We start from the raw sequence: 14,953 nt of genomic DNA, 5'->3' as shown, positions 1-14,953 counted from the left end.
CGGTCGAATGCGAAGCATACTGGCCCACAGACAGCCGCCGGGCAATCTTTCGGCGCCCGGCGCTCATAACAAGGACTACCCATGAAAGTCGAACTCGCCCAGTTGGCGGGCCGTGACAAAGACACGGCGTACAACCTCGAACGCGCCCTCGCGGCGATGGCGGCCTGCGCCGCCGACACGCAATTGATCGTGTTCCCCGAGACCCACCTGATGGGCTTTCCGACCGCCGACACCGTGGCGCAGATCGCCGAACCGCTGGACGGCCCGAGCGTCAGCACCGTGCAGGCTGCCGCCCGTGAGCGCAACATTGCCGTGGTGATCGGCATGGCCGAAAACGACAACGGCCGCTACTACAACACCACGCTGCTGATTACTCCCGAAGGCATTGCCCTGAAATACCGCAAGACCCACCTCTGGGCCTCTGATCGCGGTGTGTTCGAGGCCGGCGACCGTTACGCCACGTGCCTGTGGAACGGCGTGCGGGTCGGTCTGCTGATCTGCTACGACATCGAGTTCCCGGAGTCGGCCCGTGCCCTGGCGCAACTGGGCGCCGAATTGCTGATCGTGACCAACGGCAACATGGACCCCTACGGCCCGACCCACCGCACCGCGATCATGGCCCGGGCCCAGGAAAACCAGGCGTTTGCGCTGATGGTCAACCGTGTGGAAGCCGGGGATGACGGGTTGATGTTTGCCGGCGGCAGTGCGCTGGTGGATCCGCTGGGCACGCTGCTGTTCGAAGCCGGGCGTGAGGAAGGGCGGTTCAGTGTCGAGCTGGATTTCGGCCAGCTGGAGCTGGCGCGCAAGGATTATCGGTATCTGGATGATCAGCGGTTGAGGTTGCCGGGGGAGGTGGTTGAACACGCCTGCGGAGTACGTGAGCTGCTGATCCCCTCGCGCTGATCCTGATCCTGTGGCGCCACGGCTGGCGCCATCGCGAGCAAGCTCGCTCCCACAGGGGAACGCGGTCACTGTTGGAGCGAGCTTGCTCGCGATGGGGCCCGTCCAGACAACACATCTGTTTGACCCAAGAACAACAACGCAACACCCGAAACATTCGCCGAACTCGGCCTCTGCCATAAATCCAATAAAATCCGGAGTAAGTCGCCCATGGCTCGTTTGCAACGCACCCTTTCACTAGGGTCGGTGGTGCTGTTCGGCATCGCCTACATGACGCCGATCATTGTCCTTGGCACGTTCGGCATCCTCGCCCAGTCCACCGCCGGCATGGTGCCCGCCGCGTATCTGGCGGCGCTGGTGGCGATGTTTTTCACCGCCATGAGCTACGGGCGCATGGCCGCCGCGTTTCCGGTGGCCGGCTCGGCCTACAGCTACGTGCGCAAGGCCATCAGCCCGAAACTCGGCTTCATCGCCGGTTGGGCAGTGCTGCTCGATTATCTGTTTCTGCCGATGGCGATCTGGCTGATCGGCGCCGCGTACCTCGCGTCGGCCTTCCCGTCGATCCCGCAGTGGATCTGGGTGCTGGCGTTCATCGGCATCACCAGCGCGATCAACATCATCGGCCTGAAGCTGGCCAACGGCATCAACGCCTTGCTGATGCTGGTGCAGTTCCTGGTGCTGATCGCCTTCGTCGGGCTGTGCGTGCATTACGTCGGCGGCGATGCCAGCCAGCCGCTGTGGTCGATCAAACCGTTCTTCAATGGCGACATGCAAATGCCGCTGATCATGAGCGGCGCGGCCATCGCTTGCTATTCGTTCCTCGGTTTTGATGCGGTCAGCACCCTCACCGAAGAAACCCGCGATCCACGTCGCACCATCCCTCGGGCAATCATGTTGATCACCCTGATCGGCGGGCTGATTTTCGTCGGCGTCTCGTACTTCGTGCAGATCGCCCATCCTTCGTTCCAGTTCGACAGCGTCGACTCGGCGGCCTACGAGATTGCGCGCAACATTGGCGGTGATCTGTTCGTGTCGATCTTCCTGATCGGCCTGATCGTCGGTCAGTTCGCCTCGGGTCTGTCGGCGCAGGCCAGCGGTTCGCGTTTGTTGTTCGCGATGGGCCGTGACGGTGTGCTGCCCAAGTCATTCTTCGGCACCTTGCACGAGCGCTTCGGCACGCCGGTCAACAGCATCCTGCTGTGTGCGGTGGTGGCCTTGCTGGCGCTGAAACTCGACGTGACCACCTCGACCTCGTTCATCAACTTCGGCGCGTTTCTGGCGTTCAGTCTGGTCAACCTGTCGGTGATTTTTCACTACTGGATCGGCGGCGAGAAAAAAGGCTTGCGCGAGTTGATCCTGTTCCTGATCTTCCCGTTCATCGGCCTGGCGGCGGACTTGTGGCTGATGGTCAGCCTCGATCACCTGGCGGTGTATCTGGGCCTGAGCTGGCTGGCGATTGGCGTGGTGTACCTGGCGGTGCTTACGGGTGGCTTCCGCCGACAACCGCCGGAGATGGATTTTCAGGAAGCTGCCTGACCCGGCATCAGGCGGCCGGGCGGGTCTGGCGCAACGGCAACTGCACGCGGAACGTCGTGCCGGCGCCCAACGTGCTGCGCACGGAAATATCGCCGCCGTGTTTCTTCACGATGCCATACGACAGGGACAGGCCCAGGCCTGTCCCCTGGCCCACCGGTTTGGTGGTGAAGAACGGGTCGAAGATTTTCTGCAAGGTCTCGGGGGCGATGCCCGAACCGGTGTCGGCCACTTCGATGATTGCCGTTTCGCCCTGCACGCCGGTGCGCAGGGTGATGGTGCCGCGCTCCGGGCCCATGGCCTGCGCCGCGTTGACCACCAGGTTCATGATGACCTGATTGATTTGCGAGGGCAGGCATTCGATGTCCGGCAGATCCTGATATTCCTTGACCACATCGGCCTTGTACTTGAGCTCGCCGGCGACGATATTCAGGGTCGATTCGATGCCTTGTTGCAGATTGGCCCACTGCCATTCCTGATGGCTGTCGACTCGGGAGAAATCCTTGAGATCCCGGACGATCTGTCCGACCCGACCAATGCCCTCCTTGGATTCGCGAATCAGCGTCGGGATGTCTTCCAGCAGATAGTCCAGTTCAAGACGCTCGCGCAATTGCTGCAACTGCGCGGCGGCTTCGGCGGGCAAGTTCTGCCCGGCGGTGTGATAGGCGCCGAGCATCGCCAGCAGTTGCTGGAAGTAGCCGTCGAGCGTACCGAGGTTGGAGGAGATGAAGCCGATCGGGTTGTTGATTTCATGGGCCACCCCGGCGGCCAGTTGACCCAGCGAGGCGAGTTTTTCCGACTGCACCAGTTGGCCTTCCAGCTGTTTGCGCTCATCGATTTCCCGCTGCAAGGCTTCACTGGCCTGCCGGAACTGGGCGGTGCGCTGATCCACCAGATGTTCCAGGTGATGCATCTGCAGGGACGCGCGTTCGGTCATCTGCCATTTGGTCAGCAGGGTGTTGGCCATCTGCTGGACTTCGATGTTGTCGAAGGGCTTTTTCAGGATCAGCAGTCGGTCATGGGCGTGCAGACGATCCAGCAGTTCGTCCCAGGAGTAATCCGAATAGGCGGTGCAGACCACCACCTGCAACTGCGGATCCTGCTTCCAGAGTTCTTCGATGGTGCGCGCTCCGTCCCAACCGTCCGGCATGCGCATGTCGACGAAGGCCAGGGCATACGGGCATTGCTCCTGCAGGGCCAGGTTGAGTTTGGCCAGGCCTTCCTCTCCACCGTAGGCCGAATCCAGCTCGAAAGGTGCTTGCCGGGGTTTGGCGGGCACGCCGAACAGGGCGGCTTCCATCTCGTCCAGTTTTGCCGAGTGCGCCGGCGCCGGGGCGAGGATCTTGCGAAAGTCCTCGTGAATCGACGGCATGTCATCGATCAGCAGGATGCGGCGGTTAGACAGCTCGCTCATGCGTTCTCCGTAACGGTGATCAGCGGAATCTGCAGGGTGAACAAGGCGCCCAGCCCCGGTCCGTCGCTGTGGGCGGTGAGGTGGCCGTTCATCTCGATGGCCGCCAGCGCGCAGCTGTGCAGGCCGAAGCCGTGGCCTTCCTTGCGGGTGGTGAAACCGTGGGCAAAGATCCGCGTCATGTTTTCCGGTGCGATGCCTTCGCCGTCGTCCCTGACGCTGATTTCCAGAAAACTGTCGTCGACGATCTTTACCCCCAGGGTCATGGTGCGCGGGCGGTTGCTGAGGTCGGACATCGCGTACTTGGCGTTGCTGATCAGGTTGATCAGGATCAGCAGCAAACGGTGTTTGTCGCCCATCACCTGGGGGACTTCGGCGTATTCCTTGACCACCGTGACGTGGTGCCGGGTGAGGGCGCCGGCGTTCATGCGCAGCGCGTCTTCGAGCAGCTCGTTGATGTACAGCGGCTCGGTCATGCTGTTGGCCCCGGCATAGGATTGCTGGGTGGCGACGATGTCCTTGATGTGATCGACGCTTTTGTTCATCTGGTTCAGTTCGTCGACCATCTCCTGCTGCTCCTGGGCGATGGCGCCGACCAGTTGATTGAGGTAGCCGGGCAGCAGCTTGCCCTTGGGGTCTTCGCTGAGGAAATGGCCTAGATCGTCCGGGTGTTCGTTGATCAGTTGCATGGCCTTGCCCAGCCCCTGCGCCTTGCTGCTGCGCAGTTTGCGCGAGATCAGGTCGGAGGAGATGTTCACGCTGTTGAGCACGTTGCCGACGTTGTGCAGCACGTTGGTCGCGATCTCGGCCATGCCGGCCTGGCGCGCGGCGTCGAGCAGTTCGCTCTGGGCGTTCTTGAGCTCCCGAGTGCGCTCGTCGACCCGTTGCTCCAGCACATCGTTGGCGGTTTGCAGGGCCGCGTTGACCCGGTTGATCTCGGCAAAGCTGCGGATCAGGCGGATGGCCAGCCACAACAGCGACAACATCAGCAGGACGGAAAACAGCAGCAGATAGAAGTGATATTTACGGTCGATTTTTTCGGCCTGTTGCTGATCCTGGTTGAGCATGGTGGTGATGTTGTCCAGACGCTCGGCCACGGGGATCGCCTCTATTTCTTCGAGCAACCGGTTGACGATTGGCTGCTCGCGCAGAATCAGGCTGATGTGATTGCTCAGGATCCGGATCGGGGCCTGGAAGTCCTGGGGCAGGCGTTGCGCATTCACCGCCAGTTTGTTCAAGCCCAGTACGATGTCGGCGGCCTTGTCGTCGGAGGTGACCTGGGAAAACTCCAAGGCGCTGAGCAGCAGGTCATAGGTGTCGGTGGCGATGTTATGCACCTGGATCTTGTCGAGGTCGGACAGGTCAGCCAGTTGCGCCTGAATGTCATCTTCGGCTGTGGGCAGAAACGCCAGGGAATTGCGCAACAGGGCGTTGTGCGACTTGAACTGTTCCACCAGCCGGGTCTTTTCCTGCATGGCCGTGAGAAAAGTGTCGTGAGCCTCGTTCCATTGTTGCGAGTCGCTGCGCCCGTGGCCGGACTCCATGGTGTCAAAGCGTTCCCACAAACGGTTCATTTCGTTCATGGGTGAAATCAACGGATCGTAATTGTGCGAAAGCGCCACCCGGGCCTTGAGGATTTCGTTTTCCCACAACGAATCCTGTTGCTTGATCTGGCGGATCAGATCCCGGGATTCGGTATAGGCCGTCGTCTGCTCGGAACTCGATTTCAGGTACAGAAACACCAGAATCGAGGCCAGCAACACGGTGACGAGACCGAGCAACAGCAGGCTGACACGGCGTGAAACCTTCATCATGGCTTGCCCTCCCACTGGCCGGTCAGGGTCTTGAGAAACAGGATGATCAGGGTCTTGTCTTCTTCGCTGGGCATGCGCCCCAACTGATACTGGAACATCACGTCAACCGCCCGTTCGAGGGTGGGCGCCGAACCGTCATGGAAGTACGGTGCGGTCAGGGCGACATTGCGCAGACTCGGCACCTTGAACACGGCGCGATCGGCTTCGTCACCGGTCACGTTGAAGCGGCCCTGGTCGGCTACTGTCGGGTTGCCGCGATCGGCGATGTAGTCGCCGAACACGCCGAACTTCTGGAACATGTTGCCGCCAATGTTGACGCCCTGATGGCAGGCAATGCAGCCGTACTCCTTGAAACGCTGATAGCCGTATTTTTCTTCGAGGGTCAGGATATCGGTATTGCCCAGCAGGTACTGATCGAAACGGGAGCCGGGGGTCAGCAGCGTGCGCTCATAGGTGGCCAGCGCATTCTGGATATTGGCCCGGTTCACGGCATCGGGGTAGGCGGCACGAAAGCTTTGACCATAGGCTGCGTCGTCAGCGATCCGTTGCACGACCGTGTTCCAGTCGCTGCCCATTTCGTGGGGGCTGGTGATCACGACGTTGCTCTGTTCTTCCAGGGTTTCGACGCGACCGTCCCAGAACTGGCGGAAATTGAGGCTGGCGTTGAACACGGTCGGTGTGTTGACGGCGACCGGTTGTCCACCGAAACCATTGGAGAAGGCGCGGGTGTCGGCGCCGCCTTTATCCAGTTGATGGCAACTGGCGCAAGACAGCGTGTTGTTGATCGACAGCCGTGGGTCATGGAACAGCTGACGTCCCAGTTCGACCCGCTTGGGGTCTTGTGACGGGATGGCCGGCAAGGGCTTGAGCGGCTCGTCCAGTGGCGCGGCGAGGGTGTTTGCGCATAGCGCGAACAGTAGAAACAACGCCGGGCAATTCATGAACCACCCCACGGACCAGGTTGGGCGGACGCCAGCAATCGGGCAAAGGCGTCCACCGGCAAGGCTTTGCTGAAGTAGTAGCCCTGACCTTCCTCACAGTGGTGATCCTTGAGGAACGCCAATTCTTGCGCGGTCTCCACCCCTTCGGCGATGACGTTCAGGTTCAGGCTCTTGCCCAGGCTGATGATCGCGCCGACCAGCGCCGCATCGCTGCTGTCGTGACTCAGACCGCGAATGAACGACTGATCGATCTTCAGCACATCGATGGGAAACCGGCGCAGATAGCTCAGGCTGGAATAGCCGGTGCCGAAGTCGTCGATCGCCAGCCGGACGCCCAGCGCCTTCAGCCGGTTCAGCGCGCTCATCGTCGCGTCGACGTTCTGCATCAGCACGCCTTCGGTAATCTCCAGTTCCAGCAGACGGGGATCCAGTCCGGTCTCTGCCAGCACCTGCTCGATGCCCTCGACGAAGTGGCGCTGACGAAAGTCGATGGCCGAGGTGTTGACCGACATGCGAATCGGCGGCAAGCCCGCCTGTTGCCATTCACGGGTCTGACGACAGGCCTCGGCCAGCACCCATTTGCTCAGCGGCACGATCAGGCCGCTGTCTTCGGCCACCGGGATGAACTCCGAGGGATAGACCCAGCCATGCCCCGGTTTCTGCCAGCGCACCAGTGCCTCGGCACCGACCACCCGGCCGCTGGCCAGATCGATTTTCGGCTGGTAGTGCAAGACGAATTCCTGGCGTTGCAGGGCCTGGCGAATGCCCGACTCGATGCTTTGCTGTTCCCGGGCGCGCTGGTTCATGGCTTCGATGAAGAAGCCGATTTCGTTCGGTCCGTTTTCCTTGGCGCTGCGCATGGCCGTTTCAGCTTTCTTGATCAGCTCGATGGCCTCGAGCCCGTCATCGGGGTAGAGGCTGATGCCCAGACTGGCCGTGACGCTCACGTCATGCCCGACGATTGTCTGTGGAGCGCGGATGGCGCTCAGTAGTTTCTCGGCGATGCTGCGCGACTGCTGCGGGTGATTGATGTCGCTGAGCATCACCACGAATTCGTCGGAGCCATAACGAAAGACCGAATCCGATTCGCGCACGCAGGCGAGCAATTGCTGGCCGACCCGTTTGAGCATCTCGTCGCCCGCCGGATGGCCCAGGGCATTGTTGATGCGCTTGAAGCGATCCAGCCCGAGAAACATCACCACCAGTTGTTTGTCATGGCGCCGGCAAGCGGCCAGCGATTGAGTCAGACGGTCACCGAGCAAGGTGCTGTTGGGCAGCCCCGTGAGGCTGTCGTACTGCAACAGGCGCGAGACCTTGAGTAATTCGTGCACGCGGGCCTCGATGGTCTGCTCGAGGTTGAGCATCTTCAGTGCCGCGTCCTGAGCGAGCTGCCATTTCCACGTCAGGGCATTGGCCATCTGGCGGATTTCCAGGGTGTCGAACGGCTTTTTCAGGATCAGCAACTGATCGCCGAACTCCAGGCGTTCGGCCATGGCCTCCCAGCTGTAGTCGGAATAGGCGGTGCACAGCGCAATTTGCAGATTGGGGTCGACTGCCCAGAGTTTTTCGATGGTTTCCAGGCCGTCCCAACCGGGCGGCATGCGCATGTCGGTGAAGGCGAGGGCATAGGGCCGGCCTTCGTCCAGTGCGTTTTGCACCAGTTTCAGTGCTTCCTGGCCCTGATAGGCGGAGTCGAGCTGGAACGTCAGGTGCGGCGATTGGCGGGTGCCGAACAGCGTTTGCTCAAGCGTGTTCAGATCCGCTTCACCGTGGGTATCCGGGGTCAGGATCTTGCGAAAGTCGGCATGGATCGCCGGGGTGTCATCGACGATCAGAATGCGCCGGTTGGTCTGGGGAAAAGGTGTTTTCATCCCTCATCCTCCCTGGGCAGCGGGGCAGTCGCGTTCCCGCCCTTCAGCAGACGCGCCGCTTGTTCGGGGCTGATCGCTTCCCTGAAGCAAACGCCTTGCACGTTTTTCAGCGGTGCCGACGAGGCCAGGGCGTCATCCCGATCTGTGGGCCGGACGCCTTCGGCGCTGATGTCGATCGCCAGATCCCGGGCGAAATTGACGATCGCGCGCAGGGTATTGGCGCTGCCTTCATCCTGGGCCGCACTGTCGATCAGGGATTGGGAGAGTTTGAGGTGATTGACCCGGTAGGTTTTCAGATAATCGAACGATGAGTATTCGGTGCCGAAATCGTCGATGGCGATCTTCACCCCTAGCTCACTCAGGCGCGGCAGCACATCGTTGTGAGTCCATTTGGTCTGGGCCAGGGTCGCTTCGGTGACATCGAAACGCAGATCCCACGGTGCCAGCTCCCAACGGGCGGTGGTGCGCAGCACGTCATAGATGAGCTCGGGCCCGCTCTTGAGTTGCGCCAGGGAAATCCTGATCGCCATCACCGGAGGCGCCACTCCCTCGTTTTGCCATTGGCGCATCTGCCAGCAGGCGTGATCCAGTATCCAGCGACCGAGCGGGATGATTGCACCGGTCTTTTCCGCTGCCGGTACAAAGGCCGACGCCGGCAGCAGACCCAGCCTGGGATGTTGCCATTTGACCTGCGCGGCCATGCCGAGAATCCTGCCGCTGTGCATGTCCACTTCCGGCGTGTAATCGAGCTTCAGTCCTCCCTGAATGAGCGCTGTCGTCAACTCTTCGGCAAGGGTAATGCGCTCGGCCACTTCCCGGGTGATTTGCTCGGAGTAGAACTGGTACTGATTGCGCCCGGTTTCCTTGGCGCGGTACAGCGCCATGTCGGCGCCGGCCAGCAGGCTGTCGGCATCCAGACTTGTGGCCCGGTAGAGGCAGATGCCGATACTGACGGAGGTGTGCACGGCATTGCCCGTCAAGTGGTAAGGCTGCGACAGTGCATCGCGGATCTTGGTGGCAACGGTGGCGGACTGGGTCGGGTCGCTGACATCCAACTGCAGGATCGCGAATTCGTCACCGCCCAGCCGCGCGACTACGTCGTTTTCCCGCACATTCGATTTGATCCGCTGCGCCACTTCCTGCAAAAGCAAATCGCCGACCGGATGGCCTAGGGTGTCGTTGATCCGCTTGAAATGGTCCAGATCCAGATAAAACACCGCAAAAGGTGCCGCGCCCCGACGCGCGGCGGCGAAGGCCTGATGCAGACGCTCGATCAGGGTGGCGCGATTGGCCAGCCCGGTGAGACCGTCGGTACGGGCCAGCAGGTTCATCTTTTCTTCGGCCAGACGGCGTTCAGTGATATCGAGAATGATCCCCTCGACTTCCAGCAGTCGGCCGTCGTGATCGCGTACCGGGATGTAGCGGTTTTCCACCCAGCGCCAGCCACCCTCGCCGGTTCGCAGGCGAAACTCGATGGAGGCGCCCTCTGCATGGCGATCGAGCACCCGGCCCATGGCGGTATCGACACTGACCTGATCGTCCGGGTGAATCAGCGTCTGCGCCCAGTTGGCCGAACCCACCAGATCAGCCGCGACATGCCCGTATCGGGTGATGTTGTGGGAGATGTACATCAACGGAAACGACGGCTCGCCGCGCAGCCGGTACAGGATGGTCGGGCTGTTCTGCACGATGATGTTGGCGTCGGACAACTCCCGCGTGCGTTCCTGAACAGCCTGCTCCAGCAGGTTCATTTTCATGGCGGCGTCTTCGGTCATCTGCCACTTGACCGTCAGGGCACTGGCCAGCTGCCGGATCTCGATCGCATCGAAGGGTTTTTTCAGGATCAGCAGGCGATCGGTCAGGGCCAGCCGCTGGTCAATGTCCTCCCAGGAGTAATCGGAATAAGCGGTACACAGGGCCACTTGCAGCTTGGGGTCGACCTGCCACAGTCGCTCGATGGTTTCCAGGCCATCCCAGCCCGGCGGCATGCGCATGTCGATGAAGGCCATGGCGTAGGGACGCCCCGCGGCCAGTGCGGCTTCGACCTTGTCCAGCGCTTCGCGGCCCTGATAGGCCGAGTCCAGCTCGAAAGGATCCCTGGGGGCGGCGGGAGCGGAGGTCGGATCGCCGAACAGCAGGTTTTCGGTTTCGTCCAGACTGTCGTCTGTAACTGTGGCCGACTTGAGGATTTTCGCGAAATCCTCATGGATCGACGCGGTATCGTCGACGATCAGCACACGACGGTTGATAGGGCTGGGTTGCGCACTCATGACGCAATACCCGCCTGTACACGCACATTCGTCATCGGGAGCATCCCTTTCCCCTCATCCCATGCCTGCGCGCAGGCCGATGGTGTCGTCCCGCCACTTGAGCATAGTTGCAGGGACGCAACTTCGCCTGTCGCGGTGTAACAGAGGATTTACACGGCCCCGGCGAAAATCATCTAGCCTTTGGTTCAGGCGCGGGCAAGCGGGGAGGTCTGTCGGCGCATCAGTCATGTCCAACGTTTTTCACGAGGCTTCGCCATGGAAGAGCCGTCCGCCCCGATTTCGCCGCCCCGGCCCAAAGTGCTGCTGGTCGATGACGAGGAACCGATCCTCAACAGCCTGCGCCGTCTGCTGCGCGGCCAGCCTTATGACGTGTTGCTGGCCACCAGCGGTGCCCAGGCTCTGGAAATCCTTGAGCAGCAACCGGTGAATCTGGTGATGAGCGATGCGCGCATGCCCAACATGGATGGCGCCACGCTGCTGGCTCGCGTTCATGAGCTGTACCCGGCGACCGCGCGGATCATGCTCACCGGCTACGCCGACCCTTCGGCGATCATCAAGGCCATCAACGAAGGGCAGATCCACCGTTACATCAGCAAACCCTGGAACGACGAGGAAATGCTCCTGACCTTGCGTCAGGCCCTCGAGCATCAGCATCTGGCACGCGAGCGCGAACGTCTGGAAAAACTGACGCGAGTGCAAAACGAACAATTGAAATTGCTCAACAGCACCCTGGAAAAACACGTTGCCGCCCGTACCGCCGAACTGCAGCAGACCGCCGACATGCTCGACCTGGCCTACGAGGAGCTCAAACACAGTTATGTGACCGGCACCGAAGTGTTCTCGCTGCTGGCGAATTTGCGTCTGCCGCCGGCCAAGCAGACCAACCGGCAGATCATCGAGCTGGTACGCGGCTACTGCAAGGTTCATCGGCTGGACGAAGCCGCCAGCCGCGACCTGACCATGGCGGCGGCGCTCTACAACATCGGCAAACTGAGCTGGACTGACAGCATGATGACCACGCCCTCGGACCTGCTGCACTCCACAGAGCGCGACCGCTACCGTGCCTATCCGAAACAGAGCGAATCGCTATTGATGACCCTCGACCCGATGAAGGACGCGGCGCGGCTGATCCTGCACCATCAGGAACACTGGGACGGCACAGGCTTCCCGGACCGGCTCAAGGGCGAGGCCATTCCCCTGGGCTCGCGGCTGTTGAAACTGGCGGTGGATTTCGTCGAGTTGCAGCGCGGGCTGATTCTCGAACGGCAGATGAACAGCGATGAAGCGCTGTTGTACCTGCGCCAGTACGCCGGCAAAGTCTATGATCCTGAGCTGATCGAGGACTTCGTCAAGGTGTGTGCGACGGTCAGCGATATCACGCTGATCGATCCGAGCGTCAGGGTGCTGGGCACCCGGGAGCTGGCAGCGGGGATGATCCTGGCGCGCAATCTCAACGCCGACAACGGCATGTTGCTGCTCAATGCCGGCAAGGTGCTGAGTGCTTTGCTGGTGGACAAACTGATCAGTTTCGAAGCCATGGAGGGCGCTAAATACAAGGTGTTCGTGAAAGTGCCGGAGGAGGGGGAGAGCGTGCTTCTGGCCCAGGGGTGATGACGCTGACGCGACCGGCATGGGATCCTTGCGGTTTTTCTCAAGGCCGGTGGCTGCCCCATGACCTCTGTATTCGCTGTTTCCCCTCGCATCATTCGTATTGCCGCCGCGCTGCTGCTCAACTCCGCCGGCCAGACCCTGCTGGTGCGCAAGCGCAACACCACGGCGTTCATGCAACCGGGCGGCAAGATCGAGGCCCACGAGCTGCCGGTGCATGCGCTGGCCCGTGAGCTGGAAGAAGAGCTGGGGCTGGTGATTGATCCGGCGCAGGCGAGCTTTCTCGGCCTGTTCTCGGCACCCGCCGCCAACGAGCCGGGATTCGTCGTGCAGGCCGAGATCTTTCAGCTGACCATCGACGCCGAAGTCTCCCCGGCCGCCGAGATCGAAGAGGTGATCTGGATTGATCCTGCCACCGACGGCGATGTGGTTCTCGCCCCATTGACACGCGACCTGATCCTGCCGTTTTATCGAGCCTCGCTGACCGCGATCGCCTGATCATTCGTGCAAAGGACTTCATCATGATCCCGCTTCAAGACCTGCTGATTTTTGCCGCCGCCGCCCTGCTGATGGTACTGACGCCAGGGCCGAACATGATCTACCTGATCTCGCGGTCGATCTGTCAGGGGCGGCGCGCCGGGGTGACCTCGCTGCTCGGCGTGGTGGCGGGGTTCTTCGTGCATCTGTTCGCGGCGGCGGCCGGTTTGACCGCGGTGTTTCTTGCGGTGCCGATGGCCTATGAAGTGTTGAAGTGGGCCGGTGCGCTGTACCTGTTGTGGCTGGCGTGGCAGGCGGTGAAGCCCGGCGCCCGTTCGCCATTCGAGGCGCAGCAACTGCCGGCGGATTCGTCGCGCAAACTGATCACCATGGGCTTTCTAACCAGCGCGCTGAACCCGAAAATCGCGGTGTTCTACCTCTCGGTATTTCCGCAGTTCATTACCCCGGAACACGGCTCGGTGTTCACTCAAAGCATCATTCTCGGCCTGACCCAGATCAGCGTCAGTTTCAGCGTCAATCTGTTGATCGCGCTGTTCGCGGCGGGCATCGCTTCGTGGTTCGTCAGCAATCCGACCTGGCTGGCGGCGCAGCGTTATTTCATGGGGTTTGTGCTCGGCGGTCTGGCCGTACGGCTGATGCTTGAACAGCGCCGGTCGGCTTGAGCATGTGGATCGAACGGCTGGACGCCAGTCATGCGCTGGCTTATCGCGAACTGATGCTGGAAGCCTATGACCGGCATCCGCAGGCGTTCACCTCCAGCGTGCGCGAGCGCGCAGTGATGCCGCTGAGCTGGTGGGAATCACGCCTGACCAGCAAGCTCGACGCGGTGTTCGGCGCGTTCGAGGACGGCCGGCTGGCGGGCATCGTCGGCCTGGCGTTTGAGCCTCGTGAGAAGGCCCGGCACAAGGCAACGGTGTTCGGCATGTATGTGTCGGCCGAGTATCGCCAGCGCGGTCTGGGTTTGAAACTGATGGAGGCGGTGCTGGGTGAAGCGCAGCAGCATCCGGCGCTGAAAGTCATTCAACTGACCGTCACCGCCGGCAATGACGCGGCGTTCAAGTTGTACCAGCGCTGCGGCTTCATCCAGTTCGGCCTCGAACCGATGGCGGTGCGGGTCGGCGAGGACTACTTCGACAAGATCCACATGTGGTGCGCGCCTTTCGTGCCAACCGCCAGCCTCAACGAACCGCGCTGACCCCATCCAGGGTCGAGAACGAAGTGTCCTTGGCCGTCAGCAGGAAGTCGCGCATGTACGGCGCATCCAGCATGTCGGCGCGGATCGCTGCGTACAGCGTGGCAAACAGACCTTTCTCGCCCAACCGCTTGCCCTTCACGTAACCCCGCGAGCTGTATTCATGCAGCGCCCAGTGCGGCATGCCGCACACGCCACGGCCGCTGGCCACCAGTTGCATCATCATCACCGTCAGCTCCGAGGTGCGTACCTGCGCCGGTTCGATGTCGGCCGGTTCGAGAAAGCGGGTGAAGATGTCCAGCCGGTCGCGTTCCACCGGATAAGTGATCAGGGTTTCGGTCAGCAGGTCTTCGGGAACGATGTACGGTTTGCTAGCCAGCGCGTGCTGATTGGCGACCGCAAGCATGGCTTCGTAGGTGAACAGCGGCACGTAGGTGATGCCGGCGATTTCCAGCGGGTCGGACGTCACCACCAGATCCAGGTCGCCCCTTGCCAGCGCCGGCAGCGGTGCAAACGAGAAACCCGAAGCGAGGTCGAGTTCGACTTCCGGCCACGCATCGCGGAACTGGTCGATGGTCGGCATCAGCCACTGGAAGCAGCTGTGGCATTCGATCGCCATGTGCAGACGTCCGGCAGTGCCACCGGCCAGACGCCCGATGTCACGTTCGGCGGCACGCAGCAGCGGCAGGGTCGCGTCGGCCAGTTGCAGCAGGCGCAGGCCGGCGCTGGTGAAGCGCACCGGTTTGGTCTTGCGCACGAACAATGGCATGCCCATGCGCTCTTCCAGCTCCTTGAACTGGTGGGACAGCGCCGACTGGGTCAGGTGCAGGCGGTCGGCTGCGTCCACCAGGCTGTCGGCTTCGCGCAGGGCATGCAGGGTTTTCAGGTGACGGATCTCAAGCACTGCCGGCTCCA

Annotated in this window: 12 protein-coding genes; 6 read left to right on the top strand and 6 right to left on the bottom strand. The window is 61.6% G+C overall.

Annotated elements, in window-relative coordinates:
• The first annotated feature begins 81 nt into the window (after positions 1–81).
• On the top strand, positions 82–903 hold the full coding sequence (locus tag ACODTD_RS10605) for a carbon-nitrogen hydrolase family protein (protein WP_489104825.1): 822 nt from the start codon (positions 82–84) through the stop codon (positions 901–903).
• Between the two features lie 207 nt (positions 904–1,110).
• The gene (locus ACODTD_RS10600) at positions 1,111–2,436 is read left to right on the top strand and encodes an APC family permease (RefSeq protein WP_011335768.1); all 1,326 of its coding nucleotides are present in this window, start codon (positions 1,111–1,113) and stop codon (positions 2,434–2,436) included.
• A gap of 7 nt (positions 2,437–2,443) precedes the next feature.
• Here the strand turns inward: ACODTD_RS10600 and ACODTD_RS10595 are convergent, their stop codons facing one another.
• From ACODTD_RS10595 to ACODTD_RS10575, 5 genes are read right to left on the bottom strand one after another with little or no spacing between them, the layout of a single operon-like run.
• Positions 2,444–3,847, bottom strand: coding sequence for an ATP-binding protein (locus tag ACODTD_RS10595; protein WP_011335767.1), 1,404 nt, complete (start codon positions 3,845–3,847; stop codon positions 2,444–2,446).
• Positions 3,844–5,658: a DAHL domain-containing protein gene (locus ACODTD_RS10590; RefSeq protein WP_489104824.1), complete on the bottom strand. Its 1,815-nt coding sequence runs from the start codon at positions 5,656–5,658 to the stop codon at positions 3,844–3,846. The genes ACODTD_RS10595 and ACODTD_RS10590 overlap by 4 nt, the downstream gene beginning before the upstream one ends.
• Positions 5,655–6,599, bottom strand: a complete 945-nt coding sequence (locus ACODTD_RS10585) for a cytochrome-c peroxidase (RefSeq protein WP_489104823.1) — start codon at positions 6,597–6,599, stop codon at positions 5,655–5,657. Before ACODTD_RS10585 ends, ACODTD_RS10590 begins: the two co-directional genes overlap by 4 nt.
• On the bottom strand, positions 6,596–8,470 hold the full coding sequence (locus tag ACODTD_RS10580; RefSeq protein ID WP_489104822.1) for a putative bifunctional diguanylate cyclase/phosphodiesterase: 1,875 nt from the start codon (positions 8,468–8,470) through the stop codon (positions 6,596–6,598). The genes ACODTD_RS10585 and ACODTD_RS10580 overlap by 4 nt, the downstream gene beginning before the upstream one ends.
• Positions 8,467–10,740, bottom strand: a complete 2,274-nt coding sequence (locus tag ACODTD_RS10575; RefSeq protein ID WP_489104821.1) for an EAL domain-containing protein — start codon at positions 10,738–10,740, stop codon at positions 8,467–8,469. Before ACODTD_RS10575 ends, ACODTD_RS10580 begins: the two co-directional genes overlap by 4 nt.
• Before the next feature lie 255 nt (positions 10,741–10,995).
• On the opposite strand from ACODTD_RS10575, the gene nosR reads away from it, so the two are divergent.
• The 4 genes from nosR to ACODTD_RS10555 are packed head-to-tail and all read left to right on the top strand — an operon-like array spanning position 10,996 to position 14,041.
• A complete protein-coding gene (nosR, locus tag ACODTD_RS10570) occupies positions 10,996–12,351 on the top strand; it encodes a response regulator c-di-GMP phosphodiesterase, NosR family (protein WP_201816395.1) in 1,356 nt (451 codons plus the stop codon).
• Positions 12,352–12,411: 60 nt separating this feature from the next.
• Positions 12,412–12,846, top strand: a complete 435-nt coding sequence (locus ACODTD_RS10565; RefSeq protein WP_489104820.1) for an NUDIX hydrolase — start codon at positions 12,412–12,414, stop codon at positions 12,844–12,846.
• A gap of 23 nt (positions 12,847–12,869) precedes the next feature.
• Entirely contained in the window at positions 12,870–13,508 is a 639-nt protein-coding gene (locus ACODTD_RS10560) for a LysE family translocator (protein ID WP_011335760.1), read from the top strand.
• 2 nt (positions 13,509–13,510) lie between these two features.
• Positions 13,511–14,041 carry a GNAT family N-acetyltransferase gene (locus ACODTD_RS10555; RefSeq protein ID WP_011335759.1) on the top strand — a complete coding sequence of 177 codons (531 nt, stop codon included), beginning with the start codon at positions 13,511–13,513 and terminating at the stop codon, positions 14,039–14,041.
• On the opposite strand, the gene metR is transcribed toward ACODTD_RS10555, so the two are convergent.
• On the bottom strand, positions 14,025–14,942 hold the full coding sequence (gene metR, locus ACODTD_RS10550) for a transcriptional regulator MetR (protein WP_007953158.1): 918 nt from the start codon (positions 14,940–14,942) through the stop codon (positions 14,025–14,027). The two genes, ACODTD_RS10555 and metR, sit on opposite strands and share 17 nt — an antisense overlap.
• Positions 14,943–14,953 lie beyond the last annotated feature (11 nt).

The organism is Pseudomonas sp. FG35 (assembly GCF_057809295.1).
The sequence above is the reverse complement of the archived record's forward strand: the minus strand, read 5'-3'. Positions and strand labels throughout refer to the sequence as shown.

What these genes read in the sequence shown, in the direction of transcription:
- ACODTD_RS10605 (WP_489104825.1), top strand. Translation starts at nt 82, where the DNA reads ATGAAAGTCGAACTCGCCCAGTTGGCGGGCCGTGACAAAGACACGGCG.
- ACODTD_RS10590 (WP_489104824.1), bottom strand. Translation starts at nt 5,658, where the DNA reads ATGATGAAGGTTTCACGCCGTGTCAGCCTGCTGTTGCTCGGTCTCGTC.
- ACODTD_RS10565 (WP_489104820.1), top strand. Translation starts at nt 12,412, where the DNA reads ATGACCTCTGTATTCGCTGTTTCCCCTCGCATCATTCGTATTGCCGCC.
- ACODTD_RS10555 (WP_011335759.1), top strand. Translation starts at nt 13,511, where the DNA reads ATGTGGATCGAACGGCTGGACGCCAGTCATGCGCTGGCTTATCGCGAA.
- nosR (WP_201816395.1), top strand. Translation starts at nt 10,996, where the DNA reads ATGGAAGAGCCGTCCGCCCCGATTTCGCCGCCCCGGCCCAAAGTGCTG.
- ACODTD_RS10575 (WP_489104821.1), bottom strand. Translation starts at nt 10,740, where the DNA reads ATGAGTGCGCAACCCAGCCCTATCAACCGTCGTGTGCTGATCGTCGAC.
- ACODTD_RS10580 (WP_489104822.1), bottom strand. Translation starts at nt 8,470, where the DNA reads ATGAAAACACCTTTTCCCCAGACCAACCGGCGCATTCTGATCGTCGAT.
- ACODTD_RS10585 (WP_489104823.1), bottom strand. Translation starts at nt 6,599, where the DNA reads ATGAATTGCCCGGCGTTGTTTCTACTGTTCGCGCTATGCGCAAACACC.
- ACODTD_RS10595 (WP_011335767.1), bottom strand. Translation starts at nt 3,847, where the DNA reads ATGAGCGAGCTGTCTAACCGCCGCATCCTGCTGATCGATGACATGCCG.
- ACODTD_RS10600 (WP_011335768.1), top strand. Translation starts at nt 1,111, where the DNA reads ATGGCTCGTTTGCAACGCACCCTTTCACTAGGGTCGGTGGTGCTGTTC.
- ACODTD_RS10560 (WP_011335760.1), top strand. Translation starts at nt 12,870, where the DNA reads ATGATCCCGCTTCAAGACCTGCTGATTTTTGCCGCCGCCGCCCTGCTG.